The sequence below is a fragment of the Demequina litoralis genome (genome assembly GCF_030418455.1).
Classification (GTDB): domain Bacteria; phylum Actinomycetota; class Actinomycetes; order Actinomycetales; family Demequinaceae; genus Demequina; species Demequina litoralis.
Map to the genome: position 1 here is coordinate 1 of NZ_JAUHPW010000007.1, position 23,374 is coordinate 23,374.

Annotated in this window: 23 protein-coding genes; 15 read left to right on the plus strand and 8 right to left on the minus strand. The window is 72.8% G+C overall.

Translation table 11 applies throughout. The annotated features are described in order from the left end of the window. Positions 1–88 precede the first annotated feature (88 nt). The 12 genes from QQX09_RS09700 to QQX09_RS09755 all read left to right on the plus strand — a co-directional run bounded on the left by QQX09_RS09700 (position 89) and on the right by QQX09_RS09755 (position 13,836). Positions 89–742, plus strand: coding sequence for an amino acid ABC transporter permease (locus tag QQX09_RS09700; protein ID WP_301133998.1), 654 nt, complete (start codon positions 89–91; stop codon positions 740–742). After that, complete coding sequence (locus QQX09_RS09705; RefSeq protein ID WP_301134010.1) at positions 739–1,806, plus strand: amino acid ABC transporter permease; 1,068 nt, start codon at positions 739–741, stop codon at positions 1,804–1,806. Before QQX09_RS09700 ends, QQX09_RS09705 begins: the two co-directional genes overlap by 4 nt. A 123-nt stretch (positions 1,807–1,929) precedes the next feature. Then, positions 1,930–2,199, plus strand: a complete 270-nt coding sequence (gene rpsO / locus QQX09_RS09710; RefSeq protein WP_301134012.1) for a 30S ribosomal protein S15 — start codon at positions 1,930–1,932, stop codon at positions 2,197–2,199. A 342-nt stretch (positions 2,200–2,541) separates the two neighbouring features. Beyond that, positions 2,542–4,767, plus strand: coding sequence for a polyribonucleotide nucleotidyltransferase (locus QQX09_RS09715; protein ID WP_301134014.1), 2,226 nt, complete (start codon positions 2,542–2,544; stop codon positions 4,765–4,767). Between the two features lie 249 nt (positions 4,768–5,016). After that, entirely contained in the window at positions 5,017–6,336 is a 1,320-nt protein-coding gene (locus tag QQX09_RS09720) for a M16 family metallopeptidase (RefSeq protein ID WP_301134016.1), read from the plus strand. Between the two features lie 189 nt (positions 6,337–6,525). Further along, positions 6,526–7,725 carry an efflux RND transporter periplasmic adaptor subunit gene (locus QQX09_RS09725; protein WP_301134017.1) on the plus strand — a complete coding sequence of 400 codons (1,200 nt, stop codon included), beginning with the start codon at positions 6,526–6,528 and terminating at the stop codon, positions 7,723–7,725. Continuing rightward, complete coding sequence (locus QQX09_RS09730) at positions 7,725–8,420, plus strand: ABC transporter ATP-binding protein (protein WP_301134020.1); 696 nt, start codon at positions 7,725–7,727, stop codon at positions 8,418–8,420. The genes QQX09_RS09725 and QQX09_RS09730 overlap by 1 nt, the downstream gene beginning before the upstream one ends. Next, complete coding sequence (locus tag QQX09_RS09735) at positions 8,417–9,649, plus strand: ABC transporter permease (protein WP_301134023.1); 1,233 nt, start codon at positions 8,417–8,419, stop codon at positions 9,647–9,649. The genes QQX09_RS09730 and QQX09_RS09735 overlap by 4 nt, the downstream gene beginning before the upstream one ends. Positions 9,650–9,678: 29 nt before the next feature. Continuing rightward, entirely contained in the window at positions 9,679–10,608 is a 930-nt protein-coding gene (locus tag QQX09_RS09740; protein ID WP_301134026.1) for a hypothetical protein, read from the plus strand. Further along, on the plus strand, positions 10,608–12,596 hold the full coding sequence (locus tag QQX09_RS09745; protein WP_301134028.1) for a permuted SH3 domain-containing protein: 1,989 nt from the start codon (positions 10,608–10,610) through the stop codon (positions 12,594–12,596). Before QQX09_RS09740 ends, QQX09_RS09745 begins: the two co-directional genes overlap by 1 nt. Positions 12,597–12,637: 41 nt before the next feature. After that, positions 12,638–13,381 (plus strand): 4-hydroxy-tetrahydrodipicolinate reductase, encoded by a 744-nt coding sequence (gene dapB / locus QQX09_RS09750; RefSeq protein WP_301134031.1) that lies wholly within the window; start codon positions 12,638–12,640, stop codon positions 13,379–13,381. Further along, complete coding sequence (locus tag QQX09_RS09755; protein WP_301134034.1) at positions 13,378–13,836, plus strand: hypothetical protein; 459 nt, start codon at positions 13,378–13,380, stop codon at positions 13,834–13,836. The genes dapB and QQX09_RS09755 overlap by 4 nt, the downstream gene beginning before the upstream one ends. A 3-nt stretch (positions 13,837–13,839) precedes the next feature. Here the strand turns inward: QQX09_RS09755 and QQX09_RS09760 are convergent, their stop codons facing one another. Further along, complete coding sequence (locus QQX09_RS09760; RefSeq protein WP_301134037.1) at positions 13,840–14,502, minus strand: response regulator; 663 nt, start codon at positions 14,500–14,502, stop codon at positions 13,840–13,842. Then, entirely contained in the window at positions 14,499–15,629 is a 1,131-nt protein-coding gene (locus QQX09_RS09765; RefSeq protein ID WP_301134040.1) for a sensor histidine kinase, read from the minus strand. The genes QQX09_RS09760 and QQX09_RS09765 overlap by 4 nt, the downstream gene beginning before the upstream one ends. A gap of 181 nt (positions 15,630–15,810) precedes the next feature. Here QQX09_RS09765 and QQX09_RS09770 point away from each other — a divergent pair, with 181 nt between their 5' ends. Continuing rightward, positions 15,811–16,440, plus strand: coding sequence for a hypothetical protein (locus tag QQX09_RS09770; protein WP_301134042.1), 630 nt, complete (start codon positions 15,811–15,813; stop codon positions 16,438–16,440). Positions 16,441–16,498: 58 nt separating this feature from the next. On the opposite strand, the gene QQX09_RS09775 is transcribed toward QQX09_RS09770, so the two are convergent. Genes QQX09_RS09775 through QQX09_RS09800 form a run of 6 tightly spaced genes read right to left on the minus strand, consistent with a single transcriptional unit; the run spans position 16,499 to position 20,573 of the window. Beyond that, positions 16,499–16,981, minus strand: coding sequence for a GNAT family N-acetyltransferase (locus QQX09_RS09775; RefSeq protein WP_301134045.1), 483 nt, complete (start codon positions 16,979–16,981; stop codon positions 16,499–16,501). A 20-nt stretch (positions 16,982–17,001) separates the two neighbouring features. Then, positions 17,002–17,325: an AzlD domain-containing protein gene (locus QQX09_RS09780; RefSeq protein WP_301134047.1), complete on the minus strand. Its 324-nt coding sequence runs from the start codon at positions 17,323–17,325 to the stop codon at positions 17,002–17,004. Continuing rightward, entirely contained in the window at positions 17,322–18,014 is a 693-nt protein-coding gene (locus QQX09_RS09785) for an AzlC family ABC transporter permease (protein WP_301134049.1), read from the minus strand. Before QQX09_RS09785 ends, QQX09_RS09780 begins: the two co-directional genes overlap by 4 nt. Further along, positions 18,002–19,219 (minus strand): GNAT family N-acetyltransferase, encoded by a 1,218-nt coding sequence (locus QQX09_RS09790; RefSeq protein ID WP_301134051.1) that lies wholly within the window; start codon positions 19,217–19,219, stop codon positions 18,002–18,004. The genes QQX09_RS09785 and QQX09_RS09790 overlap by 13 nt, the downstream gene beginning before the upstream one ends. A gap of 21 nt (positions 19,220–19,240) precedes the next feature. Next, positions 19,241–19,765: a dihydrofolate reductase gene (locus tag QQX09_RS09795; RefSeq protein ID WP_301134053.1), complete on the minus strand. Its 525-nt coding sequence runs from the start codon at positions 19,763–19,765 to the stop codon at positions 19,241–19,243. A gap of 7 nt (positions 19,766–19,772) precedes the next feature. Continuing rightward, positions 19,773–20,573: a thymidylate synthase gene (locus tag QQX09_RS09800; RefSeq protein ID WP_301134056.1), complete on the minus strand. Its 801-nt coding sequence runs from the start codon at positions 20,571–20,573 to the stop codon at positions 19,773–19,775. 144 nt (positions 20,574–20,717) lie between these two features. On the opposite strand from QQX09_RS09800, the gene dapA reads away from it, so the two are divergent. Together dapA and QQX09_RS09810 are read left to right on the plus strand one after the other, a co-directional pair. Next, entirely contained in the window at positions 20,718–21,611 is an 894-nt protein-coding gene (gene dapA, locus QQX09_RS09805) for a 4-hydroxy-tetrahydrodipicolinate synthase (protein ID WP_301134058.1), read from the plus strand. 10 nt (positions 21,612–21,621) lie between these two features. Then, complete coding sequence (locus QQX09_RS09810) at positions 21,622–23,304, plus strand: ribonuclease J (RefSeq protein ID WP_301134060.1); 1,683 nt, start codon at positions 21,622–21,624, stop codon at positions 23,302–23,304. The last annotated feature ends 70 nt before the right edge of the window (positions 23,305–23,374 follow it).

The window sequence follows — 23,374 nt, forward strand, 5'->3', positions numbered from 1 at the left end:
CCCCCCCCCCCCCCCCCCCCCCCCCCCCCCCCCCCCCCGGGCCCCCCCCCCCCCCCCCCCCCCCCCCCCCCCCCGTCCGGAGGATCGCATGACGACGTTCATCGAGGAGTTCGGCCTCATCTGGGGCGCGTTCCTCGCGACGCTGACGCTCACCGCGGTGTCGGGGGCGCTCGCGCTCGTGTGGGGCACGGCCCTGGCGACGATGCGCGTGTCGCCCGTAGGGCCGCTGCGCAGCTTCGGCACGGCTTACGTCGAGCTCGTGAGGAACACCCCGCTCACGCTCATGTTCTTCTTCTGGGTCTTCGTCGCCCCGAGCTTCGGGCTGCTGTTCCCCGAGCTCGGCTTCTGGCCCGCCGTCGTCGCCCTCACCCTCTACACGAGCTCGTTCGTGTGCGAGGCGCTGCGCTCGGGCGTCAACTCGGTGGGCATCGGCCAGGCGGAGGCCGCGCGCAGCATCGGCCTCACGTTCGGCCAGACGTTGTCGCAGGTGGTGCTGCCGCAGGCGTGGCGCACCTCGATCCCGCCGCTCATCTCGGTGCTCATCGCGCTCACCAAGAACACCTCGGTCGCGGCCGGGTTCGCGTACACCGAGATCGTCGCGATCCAGCAGCGTCTCACCAACGCGCACCCGTCGGACGGCTTCTTCATCTTCTTCGGGCTCGCGCTCATGTACCTCGTCATCACCATCCCGCTCGGCCTCCTCGCCGGGCAGGTCGAGCGGAAGGTGGCGTTCGCACGATGAGCGGATCGGTCCTCTACGACGCCCCCGGCCCCCGCGCGAAGCGGCTCGACCGGATCCTCAACTGGACGTTCTCCCTGGCGTTCGTCGCGATCGCGGCATGGATCGCGTACGCGTGGTACCAGCGCGGGATCTTCGACGACCGCTGGGCGATCCTGTGGGACCCGCCCAAGAACCAGACCGCCGCGGACGTGTGGATGTCGCTCGCGAGGGGACTGGGCAACACGCTCAAGGCCGCCGCGATCGCGGCGCCCATCGCGCTGCTCATCGGCGGCGCCATCGCGATCGTCCGCCGCGGCGCGCGCACCCGCTGGCTGTCCGGGCCGGCCGCCGTCACCACCGAGCTGGCGCGCGGCCTGCCCGTGCTCATGCTGATGTTCCTCGCGAAGCTCGTGTTCGGCTGGTCGCCGCTGTGGTCGGTCGTCTTCGGTCTGGTCGTCTACAACGCGGCCGTCGTCGCGGAGATCCTGCGGGCGGGCCTCGCGGCGCTGCCCAAGGGCCAGCGCGAGGCGGGGCTCAGCATCGGGCTGTCGACCATGCGCACCACGCTGCTCATCGAGCTGCCGCAGGCGGTGCGGATCATGCTGCCCGCGCTCGTGAGCCAGATCGTCGTCCTGCTCAAGGACACCTCGCTCGGCTACATCGTCGCGTACCCCGAGCTGCTGCGGACCATCAAGAACAACCGCGACTACTTCGGCGACCAGTACGTCATCCCGCTGTTCCTCGTGGGCGCCACCATCTACATCCTCATCAACATGGGCGTGTCCCGCCTCGCGACGTTCATCGAGCGCCGCCTGCGCGAGGGGGGCGGCGGCCGCGGGCTCAAGCCGCCGGAGATCGGCCCCACCGGGCCCATCCCGCAGTCGGGGATCGGCGGACCCGCGCGCGAGGAGGGCGCCCACGCGGGCGACCCGGTCTTCGCGGCCGGGCGGCGTCCCGAGTCCCATCCGGTCCCGCAGCGACGGCCGGGGGAGACCGACGGGGAGAGGCGCCGCCAGGCGTACCATGGCGATCCCGCTGCGCAGGCGCTCCGTGCCAACACGAGGACGGGCGACAGCGAGCTGTAGGCCCGGTCGCGCGCATCGTCCCCCGTCCTGTACCATGGACAGTCGCCGTAGAACGGCCGCGGATCCCAGTGCCCCGGAGAACATGCCCGGGTGCGCCGCGCAACGAACGAGAGAGAGTACACAGTGGCGCTCGACGCAGCAGTGAAGCAGTCCATCATGACCGAGTACGCGACCCACGAGGGCGACACCGGCTCTCCCGAGGTCCAGGTCGCGGTCCTCAGCCAGCGCATCAAGGACCTGACGGAGCACCTCAAGGAGCACAAGCACGACCACCACTCGCGTCGTGGCCTGCTCCTCATGGTCGGCCGTCGCCGCAACCTCCTGAACTACCTCGCGAAGACGGACATCAACCGTTACCGCGCGCTCATCGAGCGTCTCGGCCTGCGCCGCTAAGCGCAAGCCCACCAGGCGTCTGCCCGGCCGCTCCCCTCAGGGGTCGAAGCGGCCGGGCTTTCGCGTATCCGGGCACGATGCGCCGGCGGGCACGATGCGCCGGCGGGCGCCACGCCTGGGCGACCCGCGCATCGTCCCTCCCTGCTGTTAGGATTGTCGCGGCCCGGTTCGTCGGGCCGACCAACACAACCTGGCAGGCCAGCCGGATGCTGATCCTCGGTGGTGACCTCCAGAACCCCCTCCTCCGCATGGGGACCGTTCTGGGTGTTTCGACTGACGATCAGTGACGCGGCGTGAGCCGCATCCGCCTGCCTGCCACGAATAGGCAAGGAGCAACTCCTGATGGAGGGTCCTGAGATCCAGTTCGCCGAGGCCACGATCGACAACGGTCGCTTCGGCACCCGCACCGTCCGCTTCGAGACGGGCCGCCTCGCCAAGCAGGCCGCCGGCTCCGCCGTCGCGTACCTCGACGGTGAGACCATGCTGCTGTCCGCGACGACCGCCTCGAAGGCGCCGCGCGACGGCTTCGACTTCTTCCCCCTGACCGTGGACGTCGAGGAGCGCCAGTACGCCGCCGGCAAGATCCCCGGCTCGTTCTTCCGCCGCGAGGGCCGTCCCACCACGGACGCCATCCTCACGTGCCGCCTCATCGACCGCCCGCTGCGCCCGTCGTTCGTGTCGGGCCTGCGCAACGAGATCCAGGTCGTCGTCGACGTCCTCGCGATCCACCCGGACGACCAGTACGACGTCGTCGCGATCAACGCGGCCTCGATGTCGACGCAGCTCGCCGGCCTGCCCTTCTCGGGCCCCATCGGCGGCGTGCGCATCGCGCTCGTCGAGGGCCAGTGGGTGTGCTTCCCGCGCTGGTCGGAGATGGAGAACGCGGTCTTCAACATGGTCGTGGCCGGCCGCGTGGTGGGCGACGACGTCGCCATCATGATGGTCGAGGCCGAGGCGACCGAGAACGCCTTCGAGCTCGTCTCCGAGGGTGCGCAGGCGCCCACCGAGACCGTCGTGGCCGAGGGCCTCGAGGCCGCGAAGCCGTTCATCCGCGCGCTGTGCGAGGCGCAGGCCGACGTCGCCGCCAAGGCCGCCAAGGAGACCGCGGAGTTCCCGCGCTTCCTCGACTACCAGGACGACGTGTTCGGCGCCGTGGCGCCCGCGATCGAGGGCGACCTCGCCGAGGCGCTCCAGATCGCCGACAAGCAGACCCGCGAGAACCGCCTCGACGAGATCAAGGCGGGCGCGCTCGACCAGTTCTCGGGCCAGTTCGAGGGCCGCGAGAAGGAGATCTCGGCGGTCGTCCGCTCGGTCACCAAGCAGACCATCCGCCAGCGCATCCTCAAGGACGGCGTCCGCATCGACGGCCGTGGCCTCAAGGACATCCGTCCCCTGTCGGCCGAGGTCGCCGTGGTGCCCCGCGTGCACGGCTCCGCGATCTTCGAGCGTGGCGAGACCCAGATCATGGGCATCACGACGCTCAACATGCTCAAGATGGAGCAGCAGATCGACTCGTTCTCGCCCGAGACGCACAAGCGCTACATGCACCACTACAACTTCCCGCCGTTCTCGACGGGTGAGACCGGTCGTGTGGGCAGCCCGAAGCGCCGCGAGATCGGCCACGGCGCGCTCGCCGAGCGTGCGCTCGTGCCGGTGCTCCCGTCGCGCGAGGACTTCCCCTACGCGATCCGCGAGGTGTCCGAGGCGCTCGGCTCGAACGGCTCGACCTCGATGGGCTCGGTCTGCGCCTCGACGCTGGCCATGCTCAACGCGGGCGTGCCGCTCAAGGCCCCCGTCGCGGGCATCGCGATGGGCCTCGTGTCCGACACCGTCGACGGCGAGACCCGCTACGCGGCCCTCACCGACATCCTCGGTGCCGAGGACGCCTTCGGCGACATGGACTTTAAGGTCGCCGGTACCCGCGAGTTCGTCACCGCGATCCAGCTCGACACCAAGCTCGACGGCATCCCCGCCTCGGTCCTGGCCGGCGCGCTGTCGCAGGCGTACGAGGCCCGCGTCCACATCCTCGGCGTGATGGAGCAGGCCATCTCCGAGCCCGACGAGATGAGCCCGCACGCCCCGCGCGTCATCGCGGTGCGCATCCCCGTCGACAAGATCGGCGAGGTCATCGGCCCCAAGGGCAAGATGATCAACCAGATCCAGGACGACACGGGCGCCGACATCTCGATCGAGGACGACGGCACCGTGTACATCGGCGCCACCGACGGTCCGTCGGCGGAGGCCGCGCGCGCCGCGATCAACGCGATCGCGAACCCGCACGTCCCCGAGGTCGGCGAGCGCTTCGTCGGCACCGTGGTGAAGACCGTCGCCTTCGGCGCCTTCATCTCGCTCACCCCGGGCAAGGACGGTCTGCTGCACATCTCGCAGATCCGCAAGCTCGTGGGCGGCAAGCGCGTCGAGAACGTCGAGGACGTGCTCGGCGTGGGTCAGAAGATCCAGGTGGAGATCACCGAGGTCGACCCGCGCGGCAAGCTCTCGCTCGGCGTGGTCGAGGAGGCCGGTGCGGAGGGTTCCTCCGACGAGGCCGAGGAGACCGTCGAGGCGTAAGCCTGGTCTGACGCAGTTCCGTTCGAAGGGCGGTCCGGTTCGCCGGGCCGCCCTTCGGCGTACGTGGCCATCGATTCCCAATGAAGCATGTGACGTGTGTGGCCATCGATTCCCAATGAAGCATGTGACTGGTGTGACAAGCGCGTGGCATGCGGGTGGCGGGTAGCGGGTGGCGGCCACGCGCGCATCGGCCGCGGGCGACCACATGCGTCACATGTGTCATTGGGAATCGCGGATAGGCTCGCCCTCATGCCCCACATGCTTCCCCTCGTGCACGCGGGAGCCATCGGCTCCGACCTCACCATCGAGCAGGACCACGGCGCGGTGATCCGCCGGTCCGTGCTGCCGGGCGGGGTGCGCGTGCTCACGGAGCAGATCCCGGGCATGCGCTCGGCGACCCTCGGCGCCTGGGTGGGCGTCGGCTCGCGCGACGAGGCGCCCGAGCACGCCGGCTCGACCCACTTCCTCGAGCACCTCCTGTTCAAGGGAACCGGGCGGCGCAGCGCTCTCGACATCGCCGAGGAGTTCGACCGCGTGGGCGGCGAGTCCAACGCCCTCACCGGCAAGGAGTACACCTGCTACTACGCGCGGGTGATCGACACCGACCTGCCGATGGCGATCGACGTCATCCTCGACATGGTCACCAGCGCGCGCCTCGACCAGTCCGACTTCGACATGGAGCGCGGGGTCATCCTCGAGGAGCTCGCGATGAACGAGGACGACCCGGGCGACGTCATCCACGAGCGCTTCACCGAGGCCGTGCTCGGCGGCCACGTACTGGGGCGGCCCATCGGCGGTACCCCGGAGCTCATCGAGGCCGTCACCCGGGACGCCGTCTGGGAGCACTACCAGCAGCACTACACGCCCGCCGGCCTCATCGTGACGGCCGCCGGGGGAGTCGACCACGACGCCGTGTGCGCGATGGTCGCCGATGCGCTGCTCCGGGGCGGCTGGGACCTCGCCGACGGCGTGGTGCCGGCGGGCAGGCGCGACCGCTTCGCGCCCGTCGAGGCGACCCTCACCCCCGAGGTGCGCATCCGCCGCCACGAGCTCGAGCAGGCGCACGTGCTGCTGGGCACCCGCGGCTTCAGCGCCACCGACGAGCGCCGCTCGGTGCTCGCGGTCTACAACGCGATCCTCGGCGGCGGCATGTCCTCGCGCCTGTTCCAGGAGATCCGCGAGAAGCGCGGCCTCACGTACGCGGTGTACTCGTTCGGCGCGCCCAGCACCGAGACCGGCGTATTCGGCGTCTACGGCGCGTGCACGCCCGCCAAGGTCGACGAGGTCGAGCGGCTCATGGCCGTCGAGCTCGAGCGCATGGCCGAGGGCGTGACCGCGGGCGAGCTCGAGCGCGCCAAGGGGCAGATCGCCGGCTCGATGGTGCTGCGCCTCGAGGACTCGTACTCGCGCATGTCCCGCCTGGGCAAGGCCGAGCTCGTGTTCGGCGACCTGTGGTCCATCGCGGAGATGCTCGACGACGTCCACGCGGTCACCGCCGACCAGGTGCGCGCGCTGGCGGCGGACATCGCCGGCCGCGATCGCGTGTCGGTGCGCGTCGGACCCGCCTGACCCGCCCAACACCAGGGGCTTCCCGGCCCCGCGCGGGTGCTTATGGTGCCCTTATCCGATTGCCAGCCATCTCCCAGGAACCGTCCATACCTTCGCATCGACAGTCGGCGATGATCGAACGGACGGACGATGCCCAAGAACCCTTCCCGGTGGACCCGCGTACGCACGTGGGGAGTCCCCGCAGGAGCCGTGCTGGCCGGTGCCGGCCTCGGCGCCGGCGCGATGGCGCTGTGGGGCGGCGGAGGTGAGACCCAGCAGCGCGGTCTCGACGCGGAGGTCGCCGGCACGCAGACGGTGACCGTGGGCCTCCAGACCCTCGAGGAGTCCGTGTCCGCGACGGGCACGCTGGCGGCCGTGTCGACCGACGCGCTCGCCTTCGAGGCCTCCGGCGAGGTCACCGCGGTCCACGTCGAGGCGGGCGACGTCGTCGAGGCGGGCGACGTGATCGCCGAGATCGACACGCTCCAGCTCACGGCCTCCCTGCGGTCGGCGCAGGCGGAGCTCGCGCAGGCCAAGGCCAGCCTCGCCAACCTCGAGGACGCCGACGACGGCTCCGACGCGAGCGCCGCCCAGATCGCGGCCGCCGAGGCCCAGGTCAAGGTGCTGAGGAAGAGCGTCGCGGCGGCGCGGGATGCGATGGGCGACGCGGAGCTGGTCGCCGACATGGCCGGCCTCGTCACCGTGCAGCCCTACGAGGTGGGCGACGTCGTGTCGTCCGGCTCGAGCGGGTCGACGGGCGGGACCACGGCGTCCGCCCAGGCCGGCGGCATGACCACCACCGCATCGTCCACCTCGAGCGACGGCGGCGTGACGATCGTGGGCCAGGACGAGTGGACCGTCTCCGTGAGCCTGTCCGAGGACGAGGTCGCGCAGATCGCGGAGGGCAACCAGGTGACCTTCACCGCCGACGACGTCGACGGGGAGTTCTTCGGCCTCGTCACCGACATCGCGAACCTGCCCACCACCACCGGGGGCAGCGCGACCTACGCGGTCGACCTCCAGGTCACGGGCGCGGTCGAAGGCCTCTACGAGGGCACGTCCGTCACCGCGGACATCGTCTACCTGCGCCAGGTCGACGTGCTCGCGATCCCCACGAACGCGGTCACGACCACCGACGGCGTCTCGACCGTCACCGTGGTGGACGATGCGGGCGCGGAGGAGCAGCGCGAGGTCACGCTCGGCGACACGGTCGGCAGCTACACCGAGGTGGTCGACGGGCTCGCCGAGGGCGAGCTCCTCGCGGTCGCGACGGCGGTGTCCGGCGGCGCCGCCACCGACGGCGGCGACCAGCAGACCGGCCGGATGACGACGGGCCAGTTCCCGGGCGGCGAGATGCCCACCGGCGGCGAGATGCCCGGCGGCGGCCAGTTCCCGGGCGGGCAGGGCTGATGCGCGCTCCGGTCATCGAGCTGAGCGGCGCCCGCAAGACCTATCACACGGGGGACATCGAGTTCGAGGCTCTGCGGGGCATCGACTGCCGGATCTTCCCGGGGGAGTACGTGGCGATCGTCGGCCCTTCGGGCTCCGGCAAGTCCACGCTCATGAACATCCTCGGCTGCCTCGACGTGCTCACGAGCGGCCGCTACGTGCTGGCCGGCGAGGACGTGTCCCAGATGGACGAGGTCGCCCTCGCGTCGGCCCGCAACCGCCGCATCGGCTTCGTCTTCCAGCAGTTCCACCTGCTGTCGAGCCTCACCGCGCTCGGCAACGTCGAGCTGCCGCTCGTGTACGCGGGGATCGCGCCGGCGGAGCGGCGCGAGCGGGCCATGGTCGCGCTCGAGCGCGTGGGCCTGGGCGACAAGAGCCGCAACCACCCGGGCCAGCTCTCGGGAGGCCAGCAGCAGCGGGTCGCGATCGCCCGGGCGCTCGTGACCGAGCCCGCGATCGTGCTCGCCGACGAGCCGACCGGCAACCTGGACTCGCACTCGACCCGCGACGTCCTGGGCATGCTCGACGAGCTCCACGCCGAGGGCAGCACCATCGTCCTCATCACCCACGAGTCCGACGTCGCCGCGCGTGCCGGCACCGTCTACAACGTGACCGACGGCCAGTTCGTCGGCGCGGGAACGGAGATCGCCAAGTGAGGCTCGCCGACCTGCTCGCCAGCTCGTGGCGCGCGATCCGCTCGCACAAGATGCGCTCGGCGCTCACCATGCTCGGCATCATCGTCGGCATCGCGTCCGTGGTGCTCACCGTCGGACTCGGGCTCGGCACGCAGAAGGACGTGAGCGAGCAGATCGCGGCGCTCGGCTCCGACCTGCTCATCGTGTCCCCGGGATCGTCCACCGACGAGAGCGGCATGCGCGGCGGCTTCGGCAGCGGCGACACGCTCACCCTCACCGACGCCGACGCGCTCGCCTCCGAGGTCGCCGTGCCCGACGCGGCGGACGTCGCCCCGGAGAAGGCGGCGAGCCTGTCGCTCGAGTACGGCGAGAGCAACTGGACCACCGACGTCACCGGCACCACCACGAGCTGGCCCGAGGTGCGCTCCCGCGACCTCCTCTACGGCAGCTTCTTCACCGAGGACGATGCGGCGGACGGGGCGAGCGTCATCGTCCTGGGCGCCGAGACGGCCGAGGAGCTCTTCGGCACCACGAGCGTCGTGGGCCAGGAGGTCACCATCGACGGCGAGGCCCTCGAGATCGTCGGCGTGCTGGCGGAGGCGGGCTCGTCGGGGGAGACGTCGCTCGACGACATGGCCGTGGTGCCGATGACGACGATGGTCGAGCGGCTGGACGCCTCGGGCAGCAGCGAGTCCGTCGACACCATCTATGTCAAGGCGGCCTCGTCCGACTCGCTCAGCGCCGCCTCGCAGGAGACCACCGCGCTGCTGCTCAACCTCCACGGCATCGCGACGGCCGACGACGCCGACTTCACCGTCGAGGTGCAGGACTCGCTGCTCGACGCGGCGACGTCGGTGTACGAGAAGCTCACGGTGCTGCTCACCGGCATCGCCGCGCTCGCGCTCCTCGTGGGAGGCATCGGCGTCATGAACATCATGCTCGTGTCGGTGACCGAGCGGACCCGTGAGATCGGCCTGCGCAAGGCGCTGGGCGCGGCGCCGGCGAACATCCGCAACCAGTTCCTCATCGAGGCGATGATCCTCGGCCTCAGCGGCGGCGCCGTCGGCGTGATCATCGGCGTCGGCCTCGCCCTCGCGCTGCCGTCGGTGCTCGGCTCGACCATCGTCGTCTCCGGCCTCGCGCTGGTCGTGTCGGTCGTGGTCGCGGTCGGCATCGGCGCGATCTTCGGCGTGTACCCCGCGGCCCGCGCGGCCCGGCTGGCACCCATCGACGCCCTTCGCGACCAGTGACCGTGACCTTCAGAGAACAGGAACCCACCATGAACAAGACCCGCATGTCGATCGTCGCGGCCACGCTCTGCGCCGGGCTGCTGGCCGGCTGCTCCTCCGGGGAGGCGGCGACGTCCGACGAGGCGGCGGCGCCCGCCGCATCGTCCGATGCCGTGCTCGGCACCGTCGAGGGCATGGACGGCATGGAGCGCGAGCCGTCGGGGATCACCGGCGAGGTGGCGTACGCGTCGGACGGCCTCGCGCAGGTGCAGGACGGCTCGACGCAGACCGCCGTGAGCTGGACAGACGACACGGAGTTCACGCAGCAGGTGGAGATCGCGCTCGCGGACATCGCCGAGGGCGCGTGCGTGGTCGCGACGCTCGACGACGACGGCGCCGCGAGCGCGATCAGCGTGACCGAGGCCGACGACGACGGCGAGTGCTCGCTCGGGTTCGGCGGGATGGGCGGCCGCATGGGTGGCGGGATGCCGGACGGCGAGATGCCGGACGGCGCCGAGATGCCGACGGACCTGCCGAGCGGCGGGACCGAGCTGGGCGAGGTGCCCTCCGACATGCCGTCCGGCGCCCCCGGCGACGGCGAGATGCCCGCCGGCGGCTTCGATGGCTCGTCGCGAGTGGCCGGCGCGGTCGCCGCGGTGACCGGCGACGGTCTCACCGTCGAGGGCACCGACGGCGAGGAGACGGACGTGGCCGTCGCGGACGATGTGACCATCACCGGCACCGAGGCCGCGGATGCCGACGCGGTCGCCGTGGGCATGTGCCTCACCGCGGCCGGCGAGGCCGACGACGCGGGCGGCTATGCCGCGACCACGGTCGCCGTGTTCGACGCCGGCGACGACGGCTGCGTGTCGGCTAGCGCGTTCGGCGGCGGCCGGGGCGGGATGCAGGGCGGGCCCGGCGGTGCGCCCGGCGACACGGAGACCGGCACCTCGGAGCCGGCCCTCGAGAGCGGCGAGTGATGGCGCGCGGACTCTCCCTCGCGGGGCGCCGCCGCTGGATCCTCGTCGCCGCGCCGGTCGCGGTCGGCGCGGTCGCGGCGGGCGCGGTGCTCACCGGCGCCTCGTCCGCGTCCGCGACCTACCGGACGGCCACCGTGGAGTCGGGGGACGTCACCCAGACGCTGACCGCGACCGGGGCGATCGCCTCCGCCAGCCAGGAGGACCTGGCGTTCCAGGTGGACGGCACGGTGGCCAAGGTGAGGGTCGCCGAGGGGGACGTGGTGGAGGCAGGCGACGTCGTCGCGCGGCTCGACGCCGACGACCTCGAGGACGCCGTGACGGAGGCCGAGGAGGCGCTCGCGGACGCCAAGGAGGCGCTCGCGGACGATCTCGAGGCGCAGAGCACCGGCTCGACCAGCAGCACGACCGCCGCCTCGGCCTCGTACTCCTCGGGCGCCGTCGCGACCACCGCGACGGTCGTCACCGCCGTCTACACGCCGGCGGACACGCGCATCGTCCAGGCCGCCGACGACGCGACCGATCCGGCCGTCGAGGAGGCCCGCGCGGCCCTGCTCGCGGCGCAGCAGGCGCTGCTCGACCAGTACGACGTCGCGCAGGCGCTGCTCGAGGCCGCCCAGCAGGCCGCCACGGACGCCCAGGAGACGTGCGCGGCCTTCACGACCGTGGGCGACGGCGGGGACGATGCGGTCGACGGCTCGGCCGGCGACGGCGGGGACGATGCGTCCGACGATGCCGCGGACGGGTCGACCGACGCCACCGATGCGCTCGCGGCCTGCCAGGAGGCGACCGCCGCGGCGCTCGAGGCCTCGCAGGACTCGATCGAGGCGCAGGGGACGCTCATGGACCTCGCGGCCGACGTCGACGCGGCGGTCGCGGCGCTCCAGGAGGCGCTCGCGGACGCGGGCGCCGGCACGGGCGGCTCGGAAGGATCCACGGGTGGCACCGGAGGCTCGGGCGGCTCGTCGGACGGCGGCGGCGACGCGTCCGCCGGTGCGACCGGCGCTCCCGACGGCTCCACCGGTGCCCAGGGCGGCGACGCCTCCGGGCAGGCGCAGGGCGACGCGAGCGGCGGGCTGGACCAGTCCTCCGGCCTCGACGACGCGACGGGCACGCTCGGCGGATCGTCGAGCGACGACTCGGCCTCCGATCAGTCGCAGGGCTCGATGTCCGGCGGCTCCGACCAGGAGGACGCCGTGCCGAGCGCGGCCGACATCCTCGCCGACAAGGCCGAGATCACGGCGGCCCGCGCCGCGCTCAAGGTCGCGCAGCAGCAGGTCGAGCATGCCGTCCTGCGGGCGCCGGTCGCCGGCACCGTCGTGGCGGTCGGCATGGACGAGGACGACGTGGTGACCGCGGGCGACACCGCCACCGCGATCACCCTCGTCGCCGACAACTCCTACCTGGTCGAGCTGTCCGTGAGCCTCACCGAGGCCCAGCTGCTCGCCGTGGGCCAGGAGGCCGAGCTCACGCTGAGCAGCAGCGGAGACGTGGTCGACGGCGTGGTGTCGAGCGTGAGCAACGTCAACTCCGGCAACGACTTCGCGCAGGCCTACGCGGTCACGATCGCGGTGCCAGACCCCGGCTTCTCCATCAGGATCGGCGCGGCGACGCGGATGAGGATCACGGTCGCGGGGGCGACGGGCGTGCTGGTCGTGCCCACCTCCGCGGTCGCCGATGCGGCAGGGGACGCCACGGTGCAGGTGATCGGCGACGACGGTCTCGCGACGCAGGTCTCCGTCGAGACCGGCGCGATCGGTGCCGTCCACACCGAGATCGCCTCGGGCCTCGAGGACGGGGACGCGGTGATCCTCGCCGACCTCACCGCGGACCTCACGTCCGACGACGGGGACGACGGTGACGGCTCCGGCGGGCTCCTCTCCGGGCTCAGCAGCGAGGACGAGTCCTCCGACGCGCCCCAGATGGGGCAGATGCCCGGCGGCGGGATGCAGCAGGGCGGCGGCATGGCGCCGCCCGGCTTCTCCGGCTAGGACCGGACCGCCGCCCGCGGGGCGCCCGGTACGCTCGACGCATGATCTCCGTCGCCGTGCTGGGCGCCTCCGGGCGCATGGGTTCCCACGTCGTGGACGCCGTCAACGGCGCCCCCGACCTCGAGCTGGTCGCGGCTCTCGACCACGGCGACGACATCGCCGAGGCCGCCCGCGCGGGGGCCCAGGTGGCCGTCGACTTCACGGTGCCGAGCGCGACCGAGGCGAACGTCCACGCCCTCATCGACCTGGGGATCCACGCCGTGGTCGGCACCACCGGCTGGACCGAGGAGTCCCTCCTGCGCGTCGAGGAGCACCTCCGCGAGCGGCCCGAGCTGGGGGCGCTCATCGCCCCGAACTTCGCGCTCGGCGCGGTGCTCGCGATGCGTTTCTCCGCCGCCGCGGCGCGGTACTTCGAGTCGGTCGAGATCGTCGAGCTGCACCACCCCGACAAGGTCGACGCGCCCTCGGGCACCGCGACCCACACGGCGCAGGGGATCGCCGCCGCGCGGGCCGCCGCCGGCATCGGCCCGTCACCCGACGCGACCACCCACGACCCCGACGGTGCGCGCGGCGCGGTCATCGACGGGGTCCACGTGCACGCCGTGCGCCTGCGCGGGCTGGTCGCGCACGAGGAGGTGCTGCTGGGCAACCCCGGCGAGCAGCTCACCATCCGCACCGACAGCTTCGACCGCGTGAGCTTCATGCCGGGCGTGCTGCTGGGCGTGCGCGAGGTGGTCGGCCGTCCGGGCCTCGCCGTCGGCCTCGACCGGTACATGGCGCTGTGAGCGTGATGCGTCGCCCGGCGTTCCTCGCCGCGGTCGCGACCACGGCGCTGCTCGCGCTGCTCATGGGCTTCGTCGCGAACATCGCGCTCATGCTGCTGAGGTCCCCGGGCGCGGTCGCCAAGCTGTTGGGCGTGCTCGTGCTCGTGCTGCCGCTCATCGCCGCATGGTTCCTCGTGAACGAGTGGCGGACCGGCATCACGGTGCAGCGCATGGCGTCGCGCCTCGAGGCGGAGGGACGGCTGCCGCTCCACGACGGCGCGCGCGACGCGCACGGCCGCCTCACCGACGAGGCGAAGCAGGACATCTACGAGGTCGCCCACACCGGCGTCGACCTCGACCCCGAGAGCTGGGCCGCGTGGTTCCACCTCGCCTTCGCGCACGAGGCCGTCGAGGAGAAGGCCGAGGCGCGCAAGGCGCTGCGCCAGGCGGCGGCGCTGTTCCGCGCGCAGCGCTGAGGGTCACCGCCCCGGCTCGACCAGGCCGTGCTCGTAAGCCGCGATCACCGCCTGGACCCGGTCGCGCGCGCCGAGCTTCGCCAGCACACGCCCCACATGCGTCTTGACCGTGGTCTCCGACACGACGAACCGGGCAGCGATCTCGCCGTTGGTGAGCCCCGTCGCCATGAGGGTGAGCACCTCCAGCTCGCGCGGGGTCAGCGCGCCGAGCTGCGCGACGGACGCGGATCGCGGCGCGGTGCGGGACGCGGCGACCGTGTCGATGAGCCGACGTGTGATCGACGGGGCGAGCAGCGCGTCGCCGGCGTGCACCGCGCGCACGCCCGCGATGAGGAGCTCCGGCTCGACATCCTTGAGCAGGAAGCCGCTCGCGCCGGCCTCGAGGGCCTCGAAGACGTATTCGTCGAGGTCGAAGGTCGTCAGCATGATCACGCGGAGGTCGGGCCGATCCGCCACGACGCGCGCGGTCGCGACGATGCCGTCCACGCCGGGCATCCTGACGTCCATCAGGATGACGTCGGGCATCACGGCGCGCGCGAGCACGACGGCCTCGGCACCGTCCGACGCCTCGCCCACGACCTCGAGATCCGGCTCGATCTCGAGCATCATGCGAAGACCGCGGCGCACGAGCGCCTGATCGTCGGCGATCGCGACGCGGATGCTCATGGCGCCTCCAGCGGGACGACGGCCGTCAACGCGAAGCCTTGCGGGGTGGCCGTGGCGTCGACGGAGCCGCCGTAGAGGGCGACGCGCTCCCGCATCCCCGTGATCCCGTGACCAGGCGCCGGCGTCTCGGCGAGGGCGTCGCCGTCGTCGCGGACCGCGACGGTCACGTGGTCGGGGCCGCGGTCGACCACGACGGAGACGTGCGTGGCCTCCGGCGCGTGCCGGACGACGTTGGTCAGCCCTTCCTGGACCACCCGGAACACCGCCAGGCCGACGCCCGGGGGCAGGTCCGCCACGTCGCCGTCCAACGCGAGGTCCACGGCGAGGCCCGCTGCGCGGAAGCCGTCGACGAGCCTGGGGACGTCGGCCGCGGACGCGGGCGGCTCCCGATCCGCTGCGCCGCCGCCGTGCCGGAGCACGCTGACGAGGCGACGCATCTCGGCCATCGCCTCGCGGCCGACCCGCTCGACGCTCTCGAGCGCCTCGCGCTCGGCCGCCTGGTCCGCGGTAAGCCGCCGGCGCACGGCCGCCGCCTGCATCGTCATGACGCTCACGCTGTGGCCCACCGCATCGTGCAGCTCGCGCGCGATGAGGTTGCGCTCCTCGGCGAGCGCGCGGCTCGCCTCGGCCGAGCGTGCGAGACGGCGGTTCTCGGCGGCGCTGGAGGCGCTGCGCACCAGCGCGCCGACGAGCCACGCGATCACCAGGACGGAGACCCAGACGGAGGCCGCGAGGCGCTCCGGCCAGGTCCGGGTCAGCGGGTCGAATGCGATCCACGCGACGCCCGCGAGCAGCACCACCGGGAGGCCCCACCACATCGGATGGCGGCGGTCCCAGCGTGCCTGGGAGTACGCGGCGATCAGGACCGGCAGCTGGACACCGAATCCTTCGGGCGATCCGAACGCTGCGAACTCGAGCGCGAGCACACCGGCGATCGCGACGAGCGTCGCGAACGGGTGGACCCTGCGCCAGCTGAGCGCGAGCGCTGCGAGCGCATAGCCGGTGGCCTGCGCCCACGCGGGGCCCTGGCGCTGCGTCGCGCCGATGCCGAGCCACACCTCGAGCTGTCCAAGGACGAACACGAGCACCACGATGGACCCGTCGAAGGCCCACGAACGGCGCGTCATGGTCCGAACCTACGCCGCGATGCGCCGCGCGGTCGTCATCCCGCGGGAGGACACGGACCAGGCACGTCATGCCGTCGGGGGACGACGGGATCCGCCTGCGGCCCGACGACCGCCGACGTGTCGGCCACCTAGCGTCGAGGCGACGGCACCGCCCGGCGCCGTCCTCGACGAGGGAGGGAACATGTCCATCCACCGCAGCGCCGGCCTGGCGCTCATCTTCTACGGGATCGCCACGCTCGCGGCCGCCGCGCTGGCGGGCACCCCCGGCGGCGACTACGACGAGACCGCCTTGCGCGGGTTCGTCGGATCCGGTCATGCCGCGTCGCTCGCATGGGCGGCGGTGGGGATCGCCGGGGCGCTGGCGCTGCTTCATGCGGTCAGGGGTCTGAGCGTCGGCCGCGACGCGCACGACCCGGTGTGGGGGCTCGGGATCGCCGCTGTCGCGGTCGGAGTCGCGGGCTGGTTCATCGCGGCGGGCCTGCCCGTGACGTTTCTCGAGGCCGGCGATCACGTCACGTCCGCGATCCCGCTCCCGGTCGTCCAGGCGATCGGCGAGATCGGGGTCCTCGTGTCGCTGTGCGGGCCGGCCCTGCTCATGGGTGCCGTCGCGCTGCTCGTCGCGGCTCGACGGGACCTGCCGCGGTGGGTCAGGGTCGCCGCCGTCGTCGGCGGGCTGTGCGGGATCACGGCGCCGCTGTTCCTGACCGCGTTTGTGTATCTGCTGTGGGCGGTCGTCATGGGCACATGGATGGCGACCCGCGCAGCGGCGGTGCCCGCGGGCCCGAGGCGAACCGCGCCGATCACGGCGTGACCCGGTTCGCGTTTACGGCTCCTGGCCCGGGTGAGCATCCGGGCCAGGAGCCGTCGCGCTACAGCGCCGCGCGGTACATCAGCTCGACCAGGTCCCCGTCGGGACCCTCGAGCGTGCGTCGCAGCCCGCCCTCCGCGAGGCCCGCGGAGGTGAGGAAGGCGCGGCGCGCATCGTCCCCCTCGAGGGACCACGCGCGCACGTCCTCGCGGCCCTGGAGGCGCAGCGTGTCGATGCACGCGGACAGCAGGCGCGAGCCGTGGCCCGCCCGGCGGTGCTCCGGGGCGACCTCGAGCGCCATGATCTCGCCCGGCGTGATCGCGGCGAAGCCCACCACGCGCGGCCCGTCGCAGGCGACGAAGACCCGGTGGTCGCGGCTCGGCGGCGCGACGATCGCCGCGGCCCACTGCGCGCGCACCTGGTCCGCGGGCAGCGCATCCGCAGCCTCGCCCATCCACGCGCGCCAGGCCGCCAGCTGGATCGCGGCGATCGCGTCCTCGTCCCCGGGGACGGCAGGGCGGGCGGAGACGTCGGCGTGGATCATGCCGACCAGCCTAGGGCGGCTCAGCCCCACCCGAGCGCGCGCTGCCCCGCCGCGACGCCCGCCGCGACCGCCACCACCACGATGAACGGCGCCCGCCGCCACAGCAGCACGGCGGCCACCACGACGGCCGCGAGCCGGGCATCCGCCGTGAGCGACCGGCCGCTCGCGAACGTCTGCACCGCGACCAGCGCCGACAGCAGCGCGACCGTGACGAAGGCCGCGATGCGGTGCACGCGCGGGTTCTCGAGCCACGACTCGGGGACCGAGTGTCCCGCGAGCTTCGTCGCCCACGACAGCAGCCCGGCCACCACGATGCCGACCCACATCCACCAGTACGCGCTCATTCGGGCACCTCCTCGGGCCGGGGGTGGCCCCAGCCGGCGACGATCGCCACCGCTGCGGCCGCGAGGATCGGCACGCCGGGCGGCGCGATCGGGGTGAGCGCGAGCGCGAGCACGCACGATGCGGCGGCCACCGCCTGCGCGCGGCGGTGCGCGAGGCGCGGCCACACCAGCGCGAGGAAGGCCGCCGCGGCCGCCGCGTCGAGGCCCCAGTCGGCGGGGTCGCCGATGCGGGAGCCCAGCACCGCGCCCAGCACGGTGATGGCGTTCCACGCGACGAACACGCCCACGCCGGTCCACCAGAAGCCCGCGCGGCGGGCCGGCAGGTCCTCGGCGGGCTGCGCCAGCGCGACCGCGGTCGACTCGTCGATCGTCACCTGCGCGCCCCACGCCTTGCGCGCGCCGCGCAGCGGCCGCAGCACCGGGGCGAGGCCCACGCCGTAGAAGCCGTTGCGCAGGCCCAGGAAGGTGGAGGTGGCGACCGCGGCGGCCGCGCCGCCTCCCGCGCCGATCACGCCCACGAAGGCGAACTGCGAGCCGCCCGAGAACACCAGCAGCGACAGCGCGGCGGTCTGCCACACGTCGAGGCCGGCCGCGACCGACAGCGCGCCGAAGCTCAGTCCGTACGCGCCCGTCGCGAGCGAGACGGACAGCGCCTGCTGACGGGTCGCGTCGAGGCTCAGGCGGGCCACGGCACCTCGGTCCCGTCCTCGTCGGCCAGGCGGGGGACCGGCGCCGAGGCCAGCGGCTCGTGGTCCAGCACGGAGGCGTCCGCGACCCACCGCACCGCCTCCTCGCCGTCGTCGGTGTCCCGGGTGATCCCGTGGTCGACGAAGCCGAGGCGTCGCGGCACCGCGCCCGAGCGGGTGTTGCCCGGCCTGTGGAAGATCTCGACCGTCTCCGCGCCGGCAAAGGCGAGGCCCACCTGCGTGAGGGCCGTGACCGCCTCGGTCACGAGCCCGCGGCCCTCGTGCACCTCGGCGATCCAGTAGCCGATCTCGAGGCCCGGCCGATCGTCGAGCGGGTGCAGGCCGATGCTTCCGATGTACGCGCCCGTGCGGTCGAACATTCCCATGAGGAACTCGACTCCCGCCTCGTGGTTGACGATGTTGAGCGCGATCTTCTCCGCGCGCGCCTCGGGGGTCCGGGGCTCGTCCCGCGCCCACGACAGGTGGCGGACGAGGTGGTCCCGGTTCGCCGCGATGACCCGCGACACCTCGGGTGCGTCCTCGTGCCGGAAGCGGCGGATCACCAGCCGCTCGGTCTCGATCCGGGCGGGCACCTGCCAGACGGGCCACGGCAGCGTGGTGCCGGCCTCGTCGGCGAGCCGCGGGAGCCTGGTCGTGGAGGCCGGCTCGCGCGACAACGTCCCGAGATCCGCGACCCACACCTCGAAGCCCTCCTCGCCCCTGTCCTCTCGACCGCGGTGGTCGAAGCCGCACCGCGCGGCGACGGCGTTCGAGCGCACGTTCGCGGGGTCGCACCACAGCTCCACGTGCGCGGCCCCCGAGTACATCAGCGCGACCGCGGTGAGGGCGAGCACCGCCTCGCTCACGAGGCCCTCGCCCTGGCGGTCGGCGCGGATCCAGTAGCCGATCTCGAGCGCCTCGGGACCGACCCGCGTGTGCAGCCCGGTGCCGCCGACGTACTCGCCCGTGGCGCGGTCGAACATCCCGAGCGCGAAGTCCTCGCCCGCGTCGAAGGCCGCCGACATCTCCGCGACCTTCGCCTCGCGCTGCTCGCGGGTCTGCGGCTCGGCCGGCGCCCACGGGATGAACGGCAGCAGGTGCCCGACGTTCTCCAGGATCGCCTCGTGCATCGCGGTGACGTCCTCGGGTCCCAGGCGGCGCAGCACGAGCCGCTCGGTCTCGATGCGGGCGGGGACGGTCCAGGTCATGGCGTTCATCCTGGCACCGCTTCAGGCCTGGTGATGGCGCTCCGCTGGCACGTAGGTGACGAACCTGTAGGAGAGCCCCGACGCGGATACTGCGGGCTCGGTCGACCCCGCCACCGCCCAGTCGTCGGCGACCAGGTCCGGCGCGAAGGTGTCGCCCGCGACCACCGCGTCGATCTCCGTCACCTCGAGCGCGTCCGCATGCGCGAGCGCCTCCGCGAACAGGCCCGCCCCGCCGATCACCCAGCGCTCGGCGTCGCCCGCATGTTCGGCGGCCACGGCCAGCGCATCGTCGAGGGACGATGCGCGGAGGGCGCCGGCGGGCACGGGACCCGACGTGACGACGACGTTGACGCGCCCGGGTAGCGGCCGGAACCGCGGCGGCAGGGATTCCCACGTGCGCCGGCCCATGATGACGGCGTGCCCGCGGGTGAGCGCCTGGAAGTGCGCGAGGTCCTCGGGGAGGTGCCACGGCATCGTGCCGTCGAGACCGATCACCGGGCGGCCGGCATCGTCCCGCGCCTGCGCCCAGATCGCCTTGACCGTCACGGGCGGGTCAGACGGCCACGGGCGCCTTGATGCCCGGGTGGTGCTGGTAGTCCTCGATGACCACGTCGTCGATGTCGTAGTCGAGCAGCGAGTCCTTCTTCGCGAGCCGCAGCGTCGGGTACGGGTACGGCTCGCGCGACAGCTGCAGCTCGACCTGCTCCATGTGGTTGGAGTAGATGTGGCAGTCGCCCCCGGTCCACACGAAGTCGCCCGCCTCGAGGCCCGTCTGCGCCGCGATCATGTGGGTGAGCAGCGCGTACGACGCGATGTTGAACGGCACCCCGAGGAACAGGTCCGCGCTGCGCTGGTACAGCTGGCAGCTCAGCCTCCCGTCGGCCACGTAGAACTGGAACATCGCGTGGCACGGGGCGAGCGCCATGCTCGGCACGTCCGCGGGGTTCCACGCCGACACCATGAGGCGGCGCGAGTCCGGGTTGGTGCGGATCTGCTCGACGACCTCGGCGATCTGATCGATGTGGCGGCCGTCCGGCGCGGGCCAGGACCGCCACTGGTAGCCGTAGACGGGTCCGAGCTCGCCGTCCGCGTCCGCCCACTCGTCCCAGATGGTGATCCCGCGCTCCTGCAGCCACCGCACGTTCGTGTCGCCGCGCAGGAACCACAGCAGCTCGCCCACGACCGAGCGCACGTGCACCCGCTTGGTGGTGATGAGCGGGAAGCCCTGCGACAGGTCGTAGCGGATCTGACGGCCGAAGGCCGAGACGGTGCCGGTGCCGGTGCGGTCGCCCTTGGGCGTCCCGGTGGCCAGCACGTCGCGCAGCAGGTCCTCGTACGGGGTGGGGATGGTCACGCGGTTCAGGGTACGCCCGGGCGGGGACGATGCGGGGGTGCCGCTCCGTTTGCGGCCGGGGTGGCGCGGGGAGCCGCCGCCCCGGCGTGCTCGGGCGGTGGCGCGTCGCCCGGCGGGACGCCGCCGCGCGGTAGGTTGAGTGCCATGACTTCCTCCTCGCGACCGTTCGGAACGGTCCTGACCGCGATGGTCACGCCGATGCACGAGGGAGGCGCCCTCGACCTCACGTCGGCCCAGGAGCTGGCCCGCTACCTGGTCGCCCACGGCTCGGACGGCCTGGTGCTGTCGGGCACCACCGGCGAGGCGCCCACGACCCACGCGCCCGAGAAGGTCGACCTGCTCGCGGCGGTCCGCGAGGCCGTCGGCCCGGACGTCACCATCCTCACGGGCGCCGGCTCGAACGACACCGCCCACGCGGTGCGCATGGCGGAGCAGGGCGAGGAGGCCGGCGCGGACGGCATCCTCGCGCTCACGCCGTACTACTCCAAGCCGTCGCAGGCGGGCGTGGTTGCGCACTTCCGCGCCATCCTCGGCGCCACAGGCCTGCCCGCGATGCTCTACGACATCCCGGGCCGCACGGCGCTCGCGATCTCCGACGAGTCCTACGTCGAGCTCGCCGCGCACCCGCGCGTCGTCGCAGTGAAGGACGCGACCGGCGGTGTCGAGGCCGCCAAGGCCCGTATCGAGCGCACCGGCCTCGCCTGGTACTCCGGCGACGACCCGCTCACCCTCGACTTCCTCCGGGCCGGCGCCGTGGGCGTCGTGTCCGTGTCCTCCCACGTGGTCGGCCGCGAGATCGCCGCGATGATCGCGGCGCACGACGCGGGCGACGTCGCCGAGGCCGAGCGCCTCCACGAGTCCCTCCTCCCGGTGCACCAGGCCGTCTTCAGCGGCCCGGGCGCCACCAACGCGAAGTCCGCGATGCACTGGCTCGGCGTCATCCCGAGCCGCGCGATGCGGCTGCCGCTGCTTCCCAACACGCCGGCCGAGCACGACGCGCTGATCGCGCGCCTCGAAGCCGCCGGCCTCCATCCCTGAGAAGAGAAGAATGAGCTTCAACCCCGACCTCCTCCCGCCGCCCGCCCTCGAACCCGGCACGCTCCGCGTGGTCCCTCTCGGCGGCCTCGGCGAGGTGGGACGCAACATGCACGTCCTCGAGCTGGACGGCCGCCTGCTCGTCATCGACTGCGGCGTGCTCTTCCCCGAGGACCACCAGCCCGGCGTCGACCTGATCCTCCCGGACTTCGGCTACATCGAGGACCGCCTCGACGACATCGAGGCGATCGTCCTCACCCACGGCCACGAGGACCACATCGGTGCGGTGCCCTACCTGCTCCGCATGCGCCCCGACATCCCGATCCTCGGCTCGCAGCTCACGCTCGCCTTCGTCGAGGCGAAGCTGCGCGAGCACCGCATCTCGCCCCTCACCCACGCGGTGAAGGAGGGCCAGCGCGAGAAGGTCGGCCTCTTCGACCTCGAGTTCGTCGCGGTCAACCACTCGATCCCCGACGCGCTCGCGGTCTTCGTGCGCACGTCCGCCGGCACCGTGCTCAACACCGGCGACTTCAAGATGGACCAGCTGCCGCTCGACGGCCGCATCACCGACCTGCGCGCCTTCGCCCGGCTGGGCGCGGAGGGCGTCGACCTGTTCCAGGTCGACTCCACCAACGCCGAGGTGCCCGGCTTCACCACCGCCGAGGTCGAGATCGGTCCCGTGCTCGACCGCCTCTTCGCGCAGGCCACCGGGCGCATCGTGGTCGCGTCCTTCGCGAGCCACGTGCACCGCGTCCAGCAGGTCATCGACGCCGCCGAGTCGCACGGCCGCAAGGTCGCCTTCGTGGGCCGCTCGATGGTCCGCAACATGGGCATCGCCGCGGACATGGGCTTCCTGCGCGTGCCCGACGGCATCCTCGTCGACCCGAAGAAGGCCGACACCATGCCAGGCGAGCAGGTCGTCTACATGTCGACCGGCTCGCAGGGCGAGCCGATGGCCGCGCTCAGCCGCATGGCCTCCGGCGACCACAAGGTCACGGTGGGGGAGGGGGACCTGGTGATCCTCGCCTCGTCCCTCATCCCGGGCAACGAGAACGCCGTCTTCCGCGTCATCAACGGCCTCATGCGCCTCGGCGCGACCGTGGTGCACCAGGGCAGCGCGCGCGTGCACGTGTCGGGCCACGCCAGCGCGGGCGAGCTCCTCTACTGCTACAACATCCTGCGTCCCAAGAACGTCATGCCCATTCACGGCGAGGTGCGCCACCTGCTCGCCAACGGGCACCTGGCGATCCGCACCGGCATCCCGCAGGAGAACGTCATGTTCGCGGAGAACGGCACGGTCGTGGACCTCAAGGACGGCGTCGCACGCGTCGTCGGCGCGGTCGAGGTGCACCACGTCTACGTCGACGGCTCGTCGGTGGGCGAGATCACCGAGACCGAGCTCAAGGACCGCCGCATCCTGTCGGAGGAGGGCTTCGTGTCCGTCTTCGCCGTGGTCGACTCGAGCAACGGCCGCGTGGTCAACGGACCCGAGGTGCACGCCCGCGGCCTCGCCGAGGGCGACTCGGTGTTCGACGCGATCCTGCCCGACATCAAGAAGGCGATCGAGGAGGCCGCCCGCGGCGGCTCCACCGACACCCACCAGCTCCAGCAGGTCGCGCGCCGCGTCCTGGGCCGCTACGTCGGCACCAAGCTGCGCCGCCGGCCCATGATCGTCCCCATCGTCATCGAGGCGTAGCCCCCGCCCGCATCGTCCCTTTCGGGGGACGATGCGGGGGTTCGGCGGGGTGGCAACCCCGCCCTGTCGG

Excerpts from the sequence above, each read along its gene's own strand:
- QQX09_RS09765 (WP_301134040.1), bottom strand. The coding sequence starts at position 15,629 with ATGACGCGCCGTTCGTGGGCCTTCGACGGGTCCATCGTGGTGCTCGTG.
- QQX09_RS09810 (WP_301134060.1), top strand. The coding sequence starts at position 21,622 with ATGAGCTTCAACCCCGACCTCCTCCCGCCGCCCGCCCTCGAACCCGGC.
- QQX09_RS09760 (WP_301134037.1), bottom strand. The coding sequence starts at position 14,502 with ATGAGCATCCGCGTCGCGATCGCCGACGATCAGGCGCTCGTGCGCCGC.
- QQX09_RS09715 (WP_301134014.1), top strand. The coding sequence starts at position 2,542 with ATGGAGGGTCCTGAGATCCAGTTCGCCGAGGCCACGATCGACAACGGT.
- QQX09_RS09770 (WP_301134042.1), top strand. The coding sequence starts at position 15,811 with ATGTCCATCCACCGCAGCGCCGGCCTGGCGCTCATCTTCTACGGGATC.
- QQX09_RS09780 (WP_301134047.1), bottom strand. The coding sequence starts at position 17,325 with ATGAGCGCGTACTGGTGGATGTGGGTCGGCATCGTGGTGGCCGGGCTG.
- dapA (WP_301134058.1), top strand. The coding sequence starts at position 20,718 with ATGACTTCCTCCTCGCGACCGTTCGGAACGGTCCTGACCGCGATGGTC.
- QQX09_RS09745 (WP_301134028.1), top strand. The coding sequence starts at position 10,608 with ATGGCGCGCGGACTCTCCCTCGCGGGGCGCCGCCGCTGGATCCTCGTC.
- QQX09_RS09705 (WP_301134010.1), top strand. The coding sequence starts at position 739 with ATGAGCGGATCGGTCCTCTACGACGCCCCCGGCCCCCGCGCGAAGCGG.
- dapB (WP_301134031.1), top strand. The coding sequence starts at position 12,638 with ATGATCTCCGTCGCCGTGCTGGGCGCCTCCGGGCGCATGGGTTCCCAC.
- QQX09_RS09730 (WP_301134020.1), top strand. The coding sequence starts at position 7,725 with ATGCGCGCTCCGGTCATCGAGCTGAGCGGCGCCCGCAAGACCTATCAC.
- QQX09_RS09700 (WP_301133998.1), top strand. The coding sequence starts at position 89 with ATGACGACGTTCATCGAGGAGTTCGGCCTCATCTGGGGCGCGTTCCTC.
- QQX09_RS09720 (WP_301134016.1), top strand. The coding sequence starts at position 5,017 with ATGCCCCACATGCTTCCCCTCGTGCACGCGGGAGCCATCGGCTCCGAC.
- QQX09_RS09775 (WP_301134045.1), bottom strand. The coding sequence starts at position 16,981 with ATGATCCACGCCGACGTCTCCGCCCGCCCTGCCGTCCCCGGGGACGAG.
- QQX09_RS09790 (WP_301134051.1), bottom strand. The coding sequence starts at position 19,219 with ATGACCTGGACCGTCCCCGCCCGCATCGAGACCGAGCGGCTCGTGCTG.
- QQX09_RS09740 (WP_301134026.1), top strand. The coding sequence starts at position 9,679 with ATGAACAAGACCCGCATGTCGATCGTCGCGGCCACGCTCTGCGCCGGG.